Raw genomic sequence first — 16,574 nt, 5'->3', positions numbered from 1 at the left:
GGTCATGTGACCGGGGCCCTTCTCATGTCTCGGTGGTCTCGATGGCCGGCGCTCCGGGCGGGCCTCCCAGATGGTGGCCCGCCCAGTGGTGGGCCGCAATTGCCGCCAGGGGGCTCAGGAGGAGAAGAGCATCCGCCCGAAGCCCCTGTTGTGACCGTGGTGGCCATGGTGTCCGTGATGGCCGCCGTGCGAACCCTGGTGGGGGGCGCCCCAGGCCGGTCCGGCGGGGTAGGACTGCGGGCCGCCGGGTGGCGGGGGCGCGGGCTGCGACCACTGGGATTCCAGCCGCGTGATGGACTCCAACTCGCCGTAGTCGAGGAAGATCCCCCGGCAGCCGGAGCACTGCTCTATCTGTACGCCGTTGCGGTTGTAGGTGTGCATGGGCGCACCGCACTTCGGACACTGCATCATTGTCGGCTTCCTCTCTCCACCGGTCCCCCGGCCTCCCCGGCGCCCGGTCGTTGTGCTGCCGCACCAGAGTACGGCCCCTGGCGCGGGGGGAGTTCGGGCGCGGCAGCCGGTCCGGTTGCCGCCCGGGCTGTGGCCGGGGTGCCGAGTGAGGCGATGCGGAAACACGCGCCGATACACGCCTGTTCGGCCTCGTCCAAGGCCCGCGCCCCGGTGCGGGCCTTGGCGACGGCGAGTGCGGCGGTCTGCACCGTCAACGCACGGGCGGGGGCGTCGAGATACGCCCAGAGATCGCCGTCGCCGCCCGGCCAGGTATCCGGCCCGGCAGCGGAATCCCGCCCGGGCCGTGGAGCGGGGGCGTGCTCCCGGACGCTCCGAATGCCGTTGCCGCGGTGGGCCAGGGCGTGACGGGTGGCTTCGTAGGCGCCGAGGAATCGCTCCCACTCGGCGGGGGCGAGGAGGCCCGTCGCGTACCAGCAGGCGGGCCGGGCCAGGTCCCACGCCGGATCGCCGAGGCCGAGGTCATCGACGTCGATGAGGAGCCAGGGGCCGTGGGGCGCGGGGTGCCTGACGAGTTGTCCGAGGTGGAAGTCCCCGTGGCACACGGCGGTGGCGCGCGGCGGTGGGGACTCCCCCCGGCACCAGCCGGGCAACGTCCGCCAGGCGCGCTCCACGGCTTCGGCCGCCGCCCGGTGTGTGTGCGCCGCGCTCGCGGGGGTCGCGGCCCGCATCCGCGCGAGGGCCCGTGCCGCCTTGCCCGGACCGCGCATCGGCGGCAGTGCGGCGGGGGCGGGCGCCGCGTGCAGCCGCGCCAGCAGTGCGCCGGCCGCCTCCCAGGGCGCGGCGGCCGGGTTCTCAGGGTCCACCGGTGCCCCGTACCCCCACAGGCTGGCGAGCCTGCCGCCGACGGCCAGTGGCACCGGGCCCCGTCCGCCCTCGGGCGGCAGCAGGATTCCGCGGTAGGCCGGATGAGCGGCGACCGCCATGCGGGGGCGCAGGTCCTCGGGCGATGCCTGCGGCTCGTGTGCCTTGGCCACCACGTCGCCCACGCGCAGGACACACACGTCGCCCCGCTCGGCGAGCACCTCCGCGCTCTCGTCACCCTCCCCCGCACCGGCGCACTCCGCCAGCTTCCGCAGGAGAAGCGCGCGATCGGCGGGAGAAGGGCGAGGGGACACGGGTGCTCCGGGGGTCGCGGCGAAGACGGCGGACGCACGGCCGGACCGCCACCCCGGGAGCGTACGCCGCACGGCGCGGAGCCGGCGGACGGCCGGTTCGGGGCCCGGACCGGGGCGGATTCGAACTCGGGGCGCGGATGCGCGAGGGCCCGGGCAGCTCCCCAGCTACCCGGGCCTCGTGCCGTCCGCCGCACCCCCGTCCCCACGGGGTAATCAGCCGGAAGTCCCCGACCCGGTCCGCTCCACCGGGCCCGAGGTCCGCTCAGGACCCCAGCATTCCGGCCACGGACGACGCTTGTGCGGCCACCATCTGGCCCCAGCCTGTGATGAAGCCGAGCAGGAGGGCCAGCGGCAGCACCATCGCGGCTGCCACCAGAGGATGCCGACGCCCGCCCGGACGGGTGCCGGGGGCGGCCAGGGCCGCCGGCTCTCCCTGTCCTCCGGGCGACGTGCGCCCTGCGGTGTGCGCCATGATCCGCTCCTGTCGTGGTCTGGGGCGGCGGACGTCTGACCTCGGGGGACGAGTGCTGCGCCCGCCGCTTGACCACAACATTAGGGACCGGCGCGCGCCCCTGCGTCATGCCCGCGTACCGGCTCTTGGGCCTCCCCCAGGATGACGTGACACGGCGTCGGCTACTCCCCAGGGTGGAGGCGGATTCCTCCTTCCCCGGGTCTTCCCCCAGGGGGTACCGGGGAAGACCCGGGGACGAGGACCCCGCCGCAGGTCAGCGAGCGGCCGGGACACCCGGGCCGGGGCAGGGCGCACACCGGCCGAGGCGCCCCCGCCGACTGCCGCGGGGCAGGGTTTCCGGGTGACATCGCTCACTTCGGAAAGCGCCTCCGGTGGCGGTCCGCTCCCGGGTACGAGGGGAGCGGCGGGCCCGCCGGAGGCTCTTCCCCGGCCGGACCCGTCACCCCGTCAAACTCCGCGCTGCCGCCGGGCCTTGGGTCCGGCGGGCGGGGGGCGCGGGGGCGCGTGATCGGGCGCGCCGAGCCGACTTGGGGTCTTCCACCGGGCGCTGACATTCCGTCTGGCGCCGCGTGCGCGGCCTATCGTCGCCATGCGAGGGCAGTCCGTAAGCTGTGGTCGTCAGACGGACCGGTCCGCGGGGTGGGGTTCATCCTCCACCGGACACCGGAGGTAGGGGAACGAACATGGCGATGATGCGGCTCCGGCGCGAGGACCCGCGAGTCGTCGGCTCGTTCAGGCTCCACCGGCGCCTGGGGGCCGGCGGCATGGGCGTCGTGTATCTCGGCTCGGACCGGCGCGGGCAGCGGGTGGCGCTGAAGGTGATCCGGCCGGATCTCGCCGAGGACCAGGAGTTCCGCTCGCGCTTCGCGCGCGAGGTGTCGGCCGCCCGGCGCATCCGGGGCGGCTGTACGGCCCGGCTGGTGGCGGCCGATCTGGAGGCCGACCGGCCCTGGTTCGCCACCCAGTACGTCCCCGGCCCCTCTCTCCAGGACAAGGTCAACGAGGACGGTCCGCTGCCGGCCGCGCAGGTCGCCTCGATCGGCGCCGCGCTGGCCGAGGGCCTGGTCGCGGTGCACGAGGCGGGCGTCGTCCACCGGGATCTGAAGCCGTCCAACATCCTGCTCTCCCCCAAGGGCCCGCGCATCATCGACTTCGGCATCGCCTGGGCGACGGGCGCGAGCACCCTCACCCATGTGGGCACCGCGGTGGGCTCGCCCGGCTACCTCTCCCCCGAGCAGGTGCGGGGGGCGGCGGTGACGCCCGCCACCGACGTCTTCGCGCTCGGCGCCACGCTGGCCTACGCGGCGACGGCCGACTCCCCCTTCGGGCAGGGCAGTTCGGAGGTCATGCTCTACCGCGTCGTGCACGAGGAGCCGCATCTGCACGAGGTGCACGCCGCGCTCGCGCCGCTGGTGCGTGCCTGCCTTGTGAAGTCGCCCGAAGACCGGCCGAGCACGCTCCAGCTGTCGCTGCGGCTCAAGGAGATCGCGGCGCGTGAGGCGCGCGGACTCCCGGACAGCGGTGATCTCCCGGCGCTGGGCGCCGGCTGGGTCCCGGCTCCCGGGGAGCGGCCAGGCTCCGGCGTGCGCCCCGCGCCCGCTGTCCGGCAGAGCCGGGCGGCGGCCGAGCGCCGGACGCGGGAGCACGCGCGGCAACGCACCCAGCGGGCCGCCGGGGGCGGCGCGCTGGGGGACACGACCAGCGCGCCACGCGCCTCGACACCGCGCACACCGCGTCCGGCCAAAGACGGCTACGACGAGGGAACCGGTGCCCGTACGGGCACCGACCGACCCTCCCGTCGTCCTTCCGGTCCCCCGACCCCGCGCGAGGGCAGCAGAACCGGCGGCGGCAGAAGAACCGGCGGCGGCAGACAGTCCGGCAACGGTACGGGCGCGAGCGGCGGTGGCCGGGCTTCCGGTAAGCGCCCCGCGCCCCAGCGTCCGGGTAACGGCCGGAGCCCGGCGGCCCGCAAGCGGCGGCTGCTGCGCCAGCGTCTGGTCGTCTTCGTGACGGTGACACTGCTGGTCGCGCTCGCCATCGCCGCCGCGCAGGGCTGCGAGGGTCCGTCCCGGGGAATGGGCGAGCACTTCAAGCGGCTGCCCGCTTCGGCCTCGCAGCAGGACGAGGAACGCTAGTGCCGTGACCGGCAATGTTTACCCGTCAAGGAGCGTCGTCGTGGGGGCACCGCGCGCGCGAGCGGAGCCGAGCGTGCGGGAGCGTGCGATCGCAAGGCGGCCGGAAGTCCTGGATTGGGGTCTCCCCTGCTCTGGGGGTCCCTCCCGGCCGAAGGCCGGGGGAGGAGTCGAGAGCTTGGGGAAGGAGCTACCAGGGCTTTCGGCCAACGCCGCTGGGGGCGCCCCCTGCTCGTAGAGCTCGGGGGAGTGCGTGCCGGACGGCGCGACAGGGCAAAGCTTGCCGGGAGGGGCACTGGTACTGCAGCCGGAATTCGGTGTATGTGCTGGTCAACGGTTTGAGCGTGGGGATTGCAGCGGGGTGGTGCTGGGTGCGGGGCGGGTTCGCCCGGCCTGTCCCGCGAGGGAATGGCCCTGCCGTGTGCAGTGACAGCGGCGGGCCCGGGTCTGGTGTCGTCGGCGCCATCTCGACCAGTTCATCGCGTGGTTGCCCTGTCGAGCAGGACGCGGGCGGATGGTTGCCAGTAGACGGCGGATTTCGGCGGGGGTGAGGTCCACGAGGTCGGGTGTGTCGTGGTCGGCTCCCCCTTTTGGCGCTCTTGGGCTGCGGTGACGGCCAGGAGCGTGTGGGCGAGCATGGCGAGGGTGATGTGCGGGTGCCAGCCGACGTAGCGGCGGACTTCGTACTGGTCCAGGCCGCATTCCTTACTTGGCGCCCTGGAAGCATTCCTCGATTTTCCAGCGACATCCAGCGACCCGCACGAGATCGGCGACGGTGGCGTCCAAGGTGCGGATGCGAGGAAGTAGGCGAGTTCGTCGGGCTTGGTGATGCTGCGGCGGGCGAGCATCCAGCGCTGCCGGGTGGGTTGGTCGCCACCGAACTCCCAGACCGCCGGCAGGCGGGCGGCAGCCCAGTCGTAGAGCCGCGGCCCTTTGGCGCCGTCGCCGCAGGAGAGCCGCTGCCATGCCTCGTCGGGGGCCTGGTCGATGAGATGCTCGATGCGGGGGCCGTGGACCTGCTGGGACTTCGGCACGGCCACGACGTAGGGCAGTCCGGCGTCTTCCAGGAATCGCCGGAAGCGGGAGTCCTGCCCGTAGGCGGCATCTGCCGCGACCCAGGCGACGGGCAGCGGCGGGGCAAGGGCCCGCAGAACCATGGTGCGGGCCAGCTCATTCTTGGTCGCGCATCGGCGGTGTTGGGGGATGCGGGCGGCGCGGCAGCGTTCGGGGTCGTCGGTCCAGGACTTGGGGGGTAGAGCTCGCGGTCGACGAGAGCGTGGCCGCGGCTGGTGGGTAGGCGGCGAAGACTCCGATCTGACAGTTCTCGGTGCGGCCGGCGGTGCCGGTGTACTGCCGTTGCACCCCGGCTGAGGTGATGCCCTTCTTGACGAAGCCGGTGCCATCGATGATCAGGATGCCGTCGTCGGCGCCGAGGTGTTCAGCGACGTACCCTTGCAGGTCGTCGCGTATCTCGTCGGCTTCCCAGCGGCTCTTCGCCAGGGGGTGCTGCAGTCCGTCAGGAGTGGAGTGCCCAGCGAACTCGGCCAGTTGCCAGGAGTTTTTGCGCCCCACCGGCCCGAGCAGACCTCGCACGCAGTCCCGCGTCCGTCGTCTGAGCTCGACGCGGGTAAATCGGTGTCCGAACCGTAAGAACAGTTCTTCCAGCTCTTGTTCCCGCACGGAGGCAGGTACGTCATCGATCACCTGACGATGGCTGTCCTCGCCGCTGTCACTACACACGGCGGGGCCATTCCCTCGCTGGACAGGCCGGGCGAACCCGCCCCGCACCCAGCACCACCCCGCTGCAATCCCCCCGCTCAAACCGTTGACCAGCACATACACCGAAGTCCGGCTGCAGTACTAAGCACGCTGTGTTGGGGCTTGGGCGCTCTCCGGTCTCATTCGTGGCCGATACCGAACATGAACAGGGCCGGGGCAAGCCCCGTGACGTGGGTGGACACGGGATCGGTGCGGGTGCGCCAGCAGTCGGCGGTCAGCGAGAAATGGCGGACGGTGTCGTCGGCGGTCAGGGGCGCGAGGTCTTCCGCGTAACCGAGCGAGCGTGCCAATGCCAGGGAAGCCTGGTTGCTGGCCGCCGCACGGTACTGAGCCCGGCGTGCGCCGAGTCCGTCGAAGATGAGATGAAGCAGGGCGCGCCGCGAGTGCGCGCCGATGCCCTGCCCCCGCCTGTCCTGGAAGACCCACACTCCGGTCCGGACCTCACGGGTGCGAGCGAATTCTGCCGCGCGGACGTTCTGCACTCCGACGAGCTGGCCTTGGTCGAAGACCGCCAGGGTGAGAGACCACTGGTCCGGCCGCCAGGTGCCCTGGTCACTCCACAGCCACTGCAGCGTGCGCCGACCGCGTCGGAGCGGGGTGTCAGCTGTGTGTTCCAAAAAGGGGATGCGTGGGTGCGCGTGTGGTTCCCGGGCGGCCGCGTCCGCGAGGACCTCGTATTCCGCTGGGACGGGCGGGCGCAGTTCGAGCGGACCGGAGCGGATGCGCAGGTCGGCGAGCGGCCAGTAGGCGGAGGTCATCTTCTCTCCTTGGTGGTTGCCCGGCCCATGTCGTCCTGTGCCCGATGGCAGCCCCGGCACGGCAATGCGGTGGATACCGCGGTCGGCCCGGGATGTACGGGGGATGGCCGGTCTCCTGCCGGCGCCGTCTCCTCGTCCGTCGCCGTCCGCGCCGTGCCGGACAGCTGCACCGCCGGGCCGGAGGCGTGCATCGGGCGGTGTGGCGCGGGAAGGCGGTGTCTTCGCGGGGTCACCGCAGTGCGGGGAGGCGTTCGGCGGTGCGCTTGCCCCACCCCGGGCGCCAGCTGATCTCCTCCGGTGGGCTCGGCCGCCGTAAGTCGGCCGTCTGGTCCAGGACGGCCGACGGAGCGACGGCTGCGTGCGTACAGGCAAGGAAGGTGGCTGAGAAGTAGTGCCTGCCGACGCCTAAGGCAAAATGCGGGCCCGTCCGACGGATCAGGTGCATTTCGTGCGGGCCGGGGAAGACAGCGGGATCGTGGTCGGCGCCTTCGACCAAGACGAGATCGCCTTCGGCGACGGCTGTTCCGCCCAGTCCCGTGTCGCGGGTGACGACCCTCGGCAGTCCGTCACCGATGGACTGATTGCAGCGCAGCAGCTCCTCCACCGCGTCCTCCATTGCCCGGGGTGCATGCGCAGCCACTCCATCCGGTCACGTTAACCGATCAACTGCAACAGGGCCACCAGCAAGAACACCGAGGTGCTCAGCGCTCCCGCTTGAACAGTCCGTTCAGGGCCGGCGCCATCTCCTCGTCGGCAGCACCCTGACCGAATGCGGGCCAGCGTTCGATGGGCGCTGCGGTACTGGGCCGGTCCCCGAGGACCCGTACGGGAAAGTCCGGGCGAGGCGGCGCACGCCGGACGCCGCGTACGCGCGCTCGCGGCCGTCGGCCCGGCGCTGCGTCACTATCCGGCCACCGGTCACCGGGACGGTGCGTCACGGAGACGGTACGTTCCCGCGCCGCGGGCTCAGAGCGGGGTCGGCCGGGTCACCGGGTCACCGGGTCACCGCGTAGAAGGCGACCGCCGCCGCCGCGCCCACGTTGAGGGAGTCGACGCCGTGGGCCATCGGGATGCGGACCCAGTCGTCGGCCGCCCGCAGTGCGCGGGTGGAGAGTCCGTCGCCCTCGGCGCCCAGCAGCAGCGCCGTGCGCCCCACCGTGCCCGCTGTGGCGGCGTCGATCGGTACGGCCTTCTCGTCGGGGGTGAGCGCGAGCAGTTGGAAGCCCGCGTCGCGTACCGTCTCCAGGCCGCGCGGCCAGTCCTCCAGCCGGGCGTAGGGGACGGCGAAGACCGCGCCCATGGAGACCTTCACCGAGCGGCGGTAGAGCGGGTCCGCGCAATCCGGTGAGAGCAGCACGGCGTCCATACCGAGTGCCGCGGCGCTGCGGAAGATGGCGCCGATGTTGGTGTGGTCGTTGACCGATTCCATCACCACGACGCGGCGGGCCGCGGTGAGCAGTTCGCCCGGCTGCGGCAGTGGCTTGCGCTGCATGGAGGCGAGGGCGCCCCGGTGCACGTGGTATCCGGTGACGCGCTCGGCCAACTCGGGGCTGACGGCGTAGACCGGGGCGGGGACCTCGTCGATGACATCGCGCATGACGTCGATCCACTTGGCGGACAGCAGCATCGAGCGCATCTCGTAACCCGCGTGCCGGGCACGGCGGATGACCTTCTCGCCCTCGGCTATGAACAGCCCCTCGGCCGGTTCGCGTTTGCGCCGCAGTTCGACGTCGGTGAGCCCGGTGTAGTCGCTCAGGCGCGGGTCGTCGGGATCATCGACGGTCAGGAGCCTGCCGGCCGGGGGTTCCGGGGACAGTCCGGGGGAGGATGCGGTAGCCACACGCCCGATACTGCCTTGTCGTGCCCGAAGTGCCAATCCGCTGTTACCGACGCGTACCGGAATCCCGGGAGGCGGCCGGGGCGCCGGGGGCGTACGGGCCGACGCCGACCACCTCGCCGATCACGACGACCGCCGGCGGACGCACGCCCTCGGCCGCCGCGCGGTCCGCCGCCGTCGCCAAGGTGGCATCGACACGGCGCTCGGTCGCCATGGTGCCCTCCTGGATCATGGCGACGGGGGTGTCGTCGGGGCGGCCGTGCGCGCGCAGCGCCGCGGCGATGGCGCCGAGGTTCTCGACGGCCATCAGCAGCACGAGCGTGCCGCGCAGCCGGGCGAGCGCGGGCCAGTCCACCAGCGAGCGCGGATCCTCCGGCGCGACATGGCCGCTGACGACGGTGAACTCGTGGGCGACGCCCCGGTGGGTGACGGGGATGCCGACTGCGCCGGGAACGCTGATGGAGCTGGAGATGCCCGGCACGACGGTGACCTCGATGCCCTCCGCCGCGAGCTGCTCGGCCTCCTCCATGCCGCGTCCGAAGACGAACGGGTCGCCGCCCTTGAGGCGCACGACGGCCTTGCCCTCCTTCGCGTGGGCGACCAGTGCCGCGTTGATCGCCTCCTGGGCCATGGCGCGGCCATAGGGGATCTTGGCGGCGTCTATGACCTCGACGTGCGGGGGGAGTTCGTCCAGCAGGTCGCGGGGGCCGAGGCGGTCGGCGACGACGACATCGGCCTCGGCCAGCAGCCTGCGTCCCCGCACCGTGATCAGGTCGGGGTCGCCGGGGCCGCCCCCGACGAGGGCGACGCCGGGGGCGCGGGGCCGGTTGCGGCGGGCGACCAGGGTGCCGTCGCTGAGCCCGGCGACGATGGCGTCGCGTACGGCGGCGGCACGGCGCGGGTCACGGCCGGCCGCGCCCTCCGGCACACCGGGGGCGCCGCTGGTGAGGACGGCGACGGTGACCCCTTCGGTACGGCCGGTCGCCGGGGTCCAGGCACTGCCCTCGTCGGCCTCGTCGGTGCGTACGCACCAGATGCGGCGGGTTTCGGCCTCGGCGGCGATGGCGGCGTTGACGGCGGGCTCGTCGGTCGCGGCGAGCGCGTACCAGGCGGCCGCGAGGTCGCCGTCGCGGTACGTCCTGCGCTCCCAGGTGATCTCTCCGGCCTCGGCCATCGCCTCGACGGACGGGGTGACCTCGGGAGCGATGAGCGTGACGTCCGCGCCCGCCGCGAGCAGCGCGGGCAGGCGGCGCTGGGCGACGGTGCCGCCGCCGGCCAGGACTACGCGGCGTCCGGCCAGGCGGAGTCCGACGGGGTAGGCGGGGGTCTCGGGCATCTGGGGCGGCATCCTTGTCGGGAGGGTGGTGCGCGATGACGCCGCTGCGGCGGTGGAGCGGCCGGGGACGGGTACAGCCGGTGGAGTACAGCCTATGCGGGGCCCGCGGCAGGGGCTGTTTCGCAGGTCACGGAACGGGTCGGTTTCGGTCTCGCACGTCTTGGGCTCGCGATGCCGGTCGGAGGAGAGGTGGCGAGGCCCCTTCCGTGCGTCCGGGGCGCGAGCGGGAGGCGGCCGGACCGGGGGACGGGCGCGCCGTGCCGGTCGGTGGAGCCGGAGGACGGCCCCCGGCCCGGGTTGGTGGCCGGGGCTGGGGCTGGGGCTGGGGCTGGGGCTGGGGCTGGGGCTGGGGCTGGGGCTGGGGACGGAGTGTGTCCTCCCCGTCCCCAGCCCCTCCCCGCGGCCCTCGACTGGCTCGCAGCACCTGGCCTTCTGAGCGCCCGGCCGCCTGGCCGGGCCGCCTGGCCTCCCGAGCCGGTCTCGACCAGCGGAGGCGGGGGGCGGCCGGGTGAGCGTCAGTTCTTCCCTGTGACACCCGCCGCGTCGAAGGTTGCCACTTCGTGCATGGCACGCGCCGCGCTCTGGACCATCGGCAGGGCCAGCAGCGCCCCGGTGCCCTCGCCCAGGCGCAGGTCGAGATCGACCAGCGGGCGCAGGCCCAGTTTGGTCAGCGCCGCGACATGGCCGGGCTCCGCGCTCCGGTGTCCCGCGATGCAGGCGGCGAGCGACTCCGGCGCCAGCGAGCGGGCGACGAGCGCGGCGGCGCCCGCGCTGACGCCGTCCAGGATCACCGGGGTACGCAGCGAGGCGCCGCCCAGAATGAGGCCGACCATCGCCGCGTGCTCCAGCCCGCCGAAGGCGCTCAGCATGCCGAGAGCGTCGGCCGGATCCGGCTGGTGCAGTTCGAGGGCGCGGCGTACGACCTCCACCTTGCGGGCGTGGGTCTCGTCGTTGATGCCGGTTCCGCGGCCGGTGACCTCGGCCGGGTCGGCGCCGGTGCAGACGGCGATGAGGGCCGCGGAGGCGGTGGTGTTGGCAATGCCCATCTCGCCGGTGAGGAGCGCCTTGTTGCCCGCCGCCACCAGGTCGCGGGCCGTCTCGATGCCGACCTCGACGGCCCGCTCGACTTCCTCGCGGGTCAGCGCGGGCCCGGCCGTCATGTCGGCGGTCCCGGCGCGCACCTTGCGGGGCAACAGGCCAGGGGTGGCGGGCAGTTCGGCGGCCACGCCGACATCGACGACACACACCTCGGCCCCCACCTGGTTGGCGAAGGCGTTGCATACGGCGCCGCCGCCCAGGAAGTTGGCCACCATCTGCGCGGTGACCTCCTGCGGCCACGGGGTGACGCCTTGGGCGTGCACGCCGTGGTCGCCCGCGAAGACCGCGACGGCGGCTGGTTCGGGCACAGGGGGCGGGCACTTGCGGGACAGCCCGCACAACTGGGCGGAGATGATCTCCAGCATCCCGAGAGCGCCGGACGGCTTGGTCATCCGCTTCTGCCGCTCCCACGCCTCGCCGAGCGCCTTGGCGTCCAGGGGGCGGATTCCGCCGAGGGTCTCGGCGAGCATGCCGTGCGGTTCGGCACCGGGCAGCGCACGACGGCCGTAGGACTCCTCGTGGACGACCCACGACAGCGGACGGCGTTTGGACCAGCCGGCCTGCATCAGCTCGGGCTCGTCCGGGAATTCGTCCACGTACCCGACGCAGAGATACGCCACGACCTCAAGATGCTCGGGCAGCTCCAGCGTCCGCACCATCTCACGCTCGTCGAAGAAGCTGACCCAGCCCACACCCAGGCCCTCGGCACGTGCGGCGAGCCAGAGGTTCTCCACGGCGAGCGCCGAGGAGTACGGCGCCATCTGCGGCTGGGTCTGGCGGCCGAGAGTGTGCCGTCCGCCGCGCGTCGGGTCGGCGGTGACGACGATGTTGACCGGCGTATCGAGGATGGCCTCGATCTTCAGTTCCTTGAACTGCTTCGCACGCGCCTTGGGCAGGGACTTGGCGTACGCCTCCCGCTGGCGCTGGGCCAGCTCGTGCATGGTGCGGCGGGTCTCCTCGGAGCGGATGACCACGAAGTCCCACGGCTGTGAGTGGCCGACGCTGGGCGCCGTGTGGGCCGCTTCGAGGACGCGGAGCAGCACCTCGTGCGGGATCGGGTCGGAGCGGAAGCCGTTGCGGATGTCGCGGCGCTCGCGCATGAGCCGGTGTACGGCTTCGCGCTCGGCCTCGGCGAACCCGGGTGCGGGCTCGCCCACCGGGGGCTCGGGTGACGGAGGCGACTGCGCGGTCTCCGGATCCTGCGGCCCCGATTCCCGGACTGCCGGAGCTTCCTGCTCCGCTTCCTCTTCTGCCGCCGGAGCTTCCTGCGCCGTCCCTGCTCGCTGCGGCGCATCGGCGTGGCTGCCTTGCTGAGCCGGGGGCATGTCCGGGTCCTGCTCCGCTGCCGCGGTGACCGCTTCGGGTTCGGCTGCGGCGACGCCCTCGTCCCCGGGGGAGGCCGCCGATTCGCCGTCGGCTGCGGCTTCCGTACCGGTGTCGGTCTCGGCTGCGGCGCCCGGGGACGCGGTGTCCGAGGGTGCGGCGTCCGAGAATCCGGTGTCCGGGGCTGCGTTGTCGGCCGGAGGGGGCTCGTCGGCCTGGGGTGTTGCCTCCGCTGTCCCGGCCGGGGCTGATTCCTCGGTTGCGGCAGTCTCGGGGGCGTCCGAGGCGCCCGGGGAGGCTGCAGCCGTGTCCGTGTCCGTGTCCGTGTCGGTGCCTGTATCTGTGTCTGTGTCTGTGTCTGTGTCCGTCGTGGTCGTCGCCTCGGGGCCGGGCTCGGGTTCGGCGTCGGGCGCGGGCGCCGCCTGGTGAGGCGTCTGGGTCGTCTCGCCTGACGGGGCCGACTGGCCGGCAGGCGAAGCGGAGGCTGTCGCCTGCTCAGGGATGTGGGCCTCGGGCCCGGCAGCGGGCTCGGCGGCTCCCGCACCCGCCTCGGTGCCGGGTGCGGTGTCCTGCTGGGGCTTCGGCTGGTCCGCTTCCTGGTTTATGGGAGGCGCGGCCGAGGCGGGTACGGCCGCGTCCGTACGCGACTCGGGCTCGCCCGCCTGAGCGGGCACCGTCGGGAGGGCCTGCGGCTGGGACTCCTGGCGCGGCCCGGGCACCGTGTCGTGAGGCGGGGCAGCGACGTCCTGGGGCTGGGGCTGGGGCTGGGGCTGGGGCTCTTGAGCTTTCTGGCCTTCAGGCGATTCCTGCTGCTCCTGCGCTTCACGGGCTTCCCGGGGAACGGCTTCGCCGGTCGCGGAGACCTCGATGGGACCGTTGCGCACGGGCTCCTCGGCCGGCTCGGACGGCTGTGCGGACTGCGCGGCTTCCATAGCCGTCTGCGCGTCCGCGTCCGCCTCCGCACCCTGCGGGACCTGGGTGGTCGGCGCGGCTTGCGCGGACTGAGTCGATTCCGTCGCCTCGGAGGCGGCTGCTGCCTCCTGGACGGCCAAGGCTTCCTGGACGCTGACGACTTCCGAGTCGCTTCCGGTTTCCGGAGCGCCCTCGGCTCCCGGAGCGCCCTCGGCGGACGGGATGTCCCCGGCCGAGGTCTGCGCGGGAGCGACCGTTTCTGCCGCGCCCTGACCGGCCTCGGCCACAGCCGCCGCGTCCTGGGAAACGGTCGGCTGCTGAGCCGTCCAGGGGTCGCGCTGCGGCGGGAGTTCACCGAGCTGGGGGCCCGGCAGCGGCTCCTCCGCCGCCGATGCGCTCGCTGTGTTCGATGTGCCGGGATGCGGTACGTCGAGGTATTCCGGTTCCGCCGACTGCGCGCCCTGCTCGGCGCTTTCGGCCGAGGGGACCTGCTGCGTCCGTTCGGCCGACGGAACTTGGTCCTGGCCCTGAGCTGCGCCGTCGCCTTGAGCCGGCTGGGCCTGCGGAGCCTGCTGCCGTTCCTGGCCCACCGGCTCCTGGCCCGCCGACTGCGGGTCGGCCGGCTGCGGGTCGGCCGGCTGCGGGTCCGTGACGGCGGGTGCTGTCATCTGTGGTTCCACGGGCGGCTGTTCTGCCGGGGCGGCCTGCTGCTCATCCGCCGCGGGCGCCTGGCCCTGCTGCTGCGCCTTGTCCTGCTGCTGTCCCTGGTCTCCCGGAGCCTGGCCCTCGGCCTCCTGGGGCGCCTCATCCGACTGGGGCTGGAGCTGGGCCGCAGCAGGGGCAGGGGCAGGGGCGGCGGCAGGCGCGGGCTGCGCGGCGGGGACGGGCGCGGGCCCCCGGTCGGAGAGCGGGCGCACGGTGCCGGACTGCTCCGGCACGGGCGGGCCCAGGTGGAGGGGGCGCCGCGTCCCGTGGCTGGGCGTACTGCTCTGCGAGGGCGGGCCCTGCGTGGACGGAGCCGGTGCGGGCGGGCTGTGCGTGGACGCCTGGGCCGGCTGCGGCTGTTGGGACGGGTGGGCGGCACCGGGGTCGGTGGAGCCCGAGTCGCCCTGCGCGTACTCCGCGCCCGGGGCCTGGGCGCCAGGGGCGTGCGGCACCTCCTGCGGGAACTGCCCTTCGTGGAGCGGCTGCTGGGCGGAACCCTGCGGCTGGGCCTGCGCCTGCGCTGCCGCCTGTGCGTATTCGTGGGCAGCAGCCGCGGCCTGGGCCTGCGGGTCGTGCGCGTAAGCATCCGGCTGCGCTCCGCCCGCGAACTCAGGTCCGGCAGCGGCCTGCGACACCTGCTGCGGATCGCCGTACACCGACTGCTGTTCCGCGTACCCCGGCCCGGGGGACTGCGGCTGCCGCACCTGTTGCTGGGGCCCGCCGGGGGCCGGCTGGCCCTGCACCACCTGCTGCTCGCTCCAGGCGCCCTGGGCGCCCGGCATCAGCAGCAGGTCTTCGTCGTCCTGCTGGGCGAGTGGGGATTCGTGGGCGGAGGGTGCGGGGGCTGCGCCGCCGATGCCGTCGGCCGGGTCGGCGAAGGTGTAGGTGCCGGAGGCCGGAACGCCCGGCTGTCCCTCCTGCTGCTGCCCGCCTGCGTTCTCCGGCAGCCCCTCTCCCGGGACCTGACCGGTGTCAGTCATGCGTTCCCCTCGCCCATCGCTAGTGCTCCTTCCAACCCGGCGGACGGACCGCCGCGCCCCGTAGATGAAGAACGAGCACGCACTCGGTGCGGCACGTGCCTCCGCCTACACCATTCGGACAATGACGGACGAACCGTCAACCCCGAACGGTGGCACAACAGTCCATCAGCCTACCGGGCACAGAGTGTCCCGCTGGCCATGGGTGGGAGAGAAACCGCACTTCGTCGGGGTTCGTCACGCAGCGAATCACAGTGGTGCGAAGAGCGATTCAGATCCGGACACCGGACAGCAGGAACACAACGGCCCGTTCGGTTTCCGCCCAGTCCCCGGTGTCCAGCTCCACCGACTGGAGCAGTGCGCACTCCACGGCGTAACCGCCCTCCGCGAGCGCCCTGCCGAACGCCTCGGCCTCGTCCCGGGTGGCCGCGTGCGTGACGATGCGGGCGGGGCGGCGGTCGGCGACGGCGGTGACCGTGGCCACTCCCCCGCCGCCGACACGCACCACATCGGGCTCCGGAAGGTCCTCCAGCACGTGTGGCGCGATCCCGTGCACCGTCTCCAGTTGGACGCCGAAGCGCCGGGCCGCCGCGTAGGTGCGGGCGCAGGCGTCCGCGTCGGCATCGACGGCGATCACGGCGGCGCCGAAGCGGGCGGCCTCCACGGACAGGGCCCCGCTGCCGGACCCGATGTCCCATACGAGATCGCCGATGCGCGGTCCCAGCCTGGCGAGTTGGGCGGCGCGCAGCTGGACGGACTCGCCCGCCCTGGCGCCGGGCGCGCCGTCGGCGGGCCGGCCGGCGTACTCGGCCACCGGCAGGGCCCAGCCCCGTACGGCGGGCGGGTATCCGACATCGAGCCCGGCGAGCCAGCCGCTGCCCTGCGTGGTGCCGGTGTCGGCCCCGGCGCCGGTACCGCCGACGACGATGACGACGTTGGGGTCGCGCCAGGTGTGGTCGGCGACCTTGTCGGAGGTGAGGACGGTGATCTCCTCGCGCTCCGTGCCGAGGGCCTCGCAGATGACGAAGGTGCGGTGGACCCCGGTGAGCAGCAGCGCGAGTTCGGCCGGTCCCGCGCCCGGCGAGGTGAGGACGGCGACCTTCTTGTGAGCGCGGCAGACGTTCACCGCGCGGCGCAGCGTGCGCGAGTGCGCGACCACGAGCTGGGCGTCGTCCCAGGGCATTCCGGCGCGCGCGAAGGCGGCGGCGACGGAGGAGACGGCGGGGACGACCTCGACCTCCAGGCCGTGTTCGGGCGCGCGGAGGGTGCGTACGACGCCGAAGAAGCCGGGGTCGCCGTCGGCGAGGACGACAGCGGAGCCCCGGTGCCGTGCGATGCGGCGGGCCGCGAGTGAGGCGCTGCCGAGCCGGATGCGTTCGGCGTGCGGCGGCACCTCGGGCAAGGCCAGATGGTGTGCGGCCCCGGCGACGAGCGTGGCCGCGGCGAGAGCCGAGCGGGCGGCGTCGGTCAGCGGCGAGCCGTCCCACCCGATCACGGTGACGCGGTCGGCCATGGGTGCTGTCTCCTGGCTGGTCTGGGCTCATCGCAGGTCGGGCCCACTGAGAGTACTCCCTGTCGCGGCACGCGGTCCTCCGGTACCCGGGGTATCCGTGCGGTCACACCGAGCGGGTGGTCCTGCGGGGGCCGGCGGCCCCCGGG

Annotated in this window: 12 protein-coding genes; 1 reads left to right on the top strand and 11 read right to left on the bottom strand. The window is 73.5% G+C overall.

The annotated features are described in order from the left end of the window. Nucleotides 1-114: 114 nt before the first annotated feature. The 3 genes from ABD339_RS01335 to ABD339_RS01325 all read right to left on the bottom strand — a co-directional run bounded on the left by ABD339_RS01335 (nt 115) and on the right by ABD339_RS01325 (nt 2,058). On the bottom strand, nt 115-408 hold the full coding sequence (locus tag ABD339_RS01335) for a TFIIB-type zinc ribbon-containing protein (protein ID WP_344561595.1): 294 nt from the start codon (nt 406-408) through the stop codon (nt 115-117). After that, the gene (locus tag ABD339_RS01330) at nt 408-1,547 is read right to left on the bottom strand and encodes a phosphotransferase (protein ID WP_344561593.1); all 1,140 of its coding nucleotides are present in this window, start codon (nt 1,545-1,547) and stop codon (nt 408-410) included. Before ABD339_RS01330 ends, ABD339_RS01335 begins: the two co-directional genes overlap by 1 nt. Nucleotides 1,548-1,848: 301 nt before the next feature. Next, nucleotides 1,849-2,058: a hypothetical protein gene (locus ABD339_RS01325; RefSeq protein WP_344561228.1), complete on the bottom strand. Its 210-nt coding sequence runs from the start codon at nt 2,056-2,058 to the stop codon at nt 1,849-1,851. 683 nt (nt 2,059-2,741) lie between these two features. Between ABD339_RS01325 and ABD339_RS01320 the strand changes: the two genes are divergently transcribed. Next, nucleotides 2,742-4,193 carry a serine/threonine-protein kinase gene (locus tag ABD339_RS01320; RefSeq protein ID WP_344561226.1) on the top strand — a complete coding sequence of 484 codons (1,452 nt, stop codon included), beginning with the start codon at nt 2,742-2,744 and terminating at the stop codon, nt 4,191-4,193. Between the two features lie 473 nt (nt 4,194-4,666). Here ABD339_RS01320 and ABD339_RS33680 read toward each other — a convergent pair whose 3' ends face one another. From ABD339_RS33680 to cbiE, 8 genes are all read right to left on the bottom strand, one after another. Then, on the bottom strand, nt 4,667-5,395 hold the full coding sequence (locus ABD339_RS33680) for an IS701 family transposase (RefSeq protein ID WP_425575859.1): 729 nt from the start codon (nt 5,393-5,395) through the stop codon (nt 4,667-4,669). Beyond that, on the bottom strand, nt 5,361-5,930 hold the full coding sequence (locus ABD339_RS33675) for an IS701 family transposase (protein ID WP_425575849.1): 570 nt from the start codon (nt 5,928-5,930) through the stop codon (nt 5,361-5,363). Before ABD339_RS33675 ends, ABD339_RS33680 begins: the two co-directional genes overlap by 35 nt. Before the next feature lie 158 nt (nt 5,931-6,088). After that, complete coding sequence (locus tag ABD339_RS01310; protein ID WP_344561224.1) at nt 6,089-6,727, bottom strand: GNAT family N-acetyltransferase; 639 nt, start codon at nt 6,725-6,727, stop codon at nt 6,089-6,091. A gap of 229 nt (nt 6,728-6,956) precedes the next feature. Further along, nucleotides 6,957-7,343, bottom strand: a complete 387-nt coding sequence (locus ABD339_RS01305) for a cytochrome P450 (protein ID WP_344561222.1) — start codon at nt 7,341-7,343, stop codon at nt 6,957-6,959. A gap of 378 nt (nt 7,344-7,721) precedes the next feature. Further along, complete coding sequence (locus tag ABD339_RS01300) at nt 7,722-8,567, bottom strand: TrmH family RNA methyltransferase (RefSeq protein WP_344561220.1); 846 nt, start codon at nt 8,565-8,567, stop codon at nt 7,722-7,724. A gap of 43 nt (nt 8,568-8,610) precedes the next feature. After that, on the bottom strand, nt 8,611-9,900 hold the full coding sequence (gene cobA / locus ABD339_RS01295; RefSeq protein WP_344561218.1) for a uroporphyrinogen-III C-methyltransferase: 1,290 nt from the start codon (nt 9,898-9,900) through the stop codon (nt 8,611-8,613). A gap of 515 nt (nt 9,901-10,415) precedes the next feature. Then, nucleotides 10,416-14,918, bottom strand: a complete 4,503-nt coding sequence (cobT, locus tag ABD339_RS01290) for a nicotinate-nucleotide--dimethylbenzimidazole phosphoribosyltransferase (protein WP_344561217.1) — start codon at nt 14,916-14,918, stop codon at nt 10,416-10,418. Between the two features lie 268 nt (nt 14,919-15,186). Then, entirely contained in the window at nt 15,187-16,428 is a 1,242-nt protein-coding gene (cbiE, locus tag ABD339_RS01285) for a precorrin-6y C5,15-methyltransferase (decarboxylating) subunit CbiE (protein ID WP_344561216.1), read from the bottom strand. Nucleotides 16,429-16,574: the final 146 nt, after the last annotated feature.

This window comes from Streptomyces axinellae, assembly GCF_039532135.1.
GTDB lineage: Bacteria > Actinomycetota > Actinomycetes > Streptomycetales > Streptomycetaceae > Streptomyces > Streptomyces axinellae.
This window is presented reverse-complemented; position numbering and strand designations above follow the sequence as displayed.

Coding starts and splice junctions, on each gene's coding strand:
- ABD339_RS01335 (WP_344561595.1), bottom strand. CDS start 408: ATGCAGTGTCCGAAGTGCGGTGCGCCCATGCACACCTACAACCGCAAC.
- ABD339_RS01325 (WP_344561228.1), bottom strand. CDS start 2,058: ATGGCGCACACCGCAGGGCGCACGTCGCCCGGAGGACAGGGAGAGCCG.
- ABD339_RS01320 (WP_344561226.1), top strand. CDS start 2,742: ATGGCGATGATGCGGCTCCGGCGCGAGGACCCGCGAGTCGTCGGCTCG.
- ABD339_RS01310 (WP_344561224.1), bottom strand. CDS start 6,727: ATGACCTCCGCCTACTGGCCGCTCGCCGACCTGCGCATCCGCTCCGGT.
- ABD339_RS01305 (WP_344561222.1), bottom strand. CDS start 7,343: ATGGAGGACGCGGTGGAGGAGCTGCTGCGCTGCAATCAGTCCATCGGT.
- cobA (WP_344561218.1), bottom strand. CDS start 9,900: ATGCCCGAGACCCCCGCCTACCCCGTCGGACTCCGCCTGGCCGGACGC.
- cobT (WP_344561217.1), bottom strand. CDS start 14,918: ATGACTGACACCGGTCAGGTCCCGGGAGAGGGGCTGCCGGAGAACGCA.
- cbiE (WP_344561216.1), bottom strand. CDS start 16,428: ATGGCCGACCGCGTCACCGTGATCGGGTGGGACGGCTCGCCGCTGACC.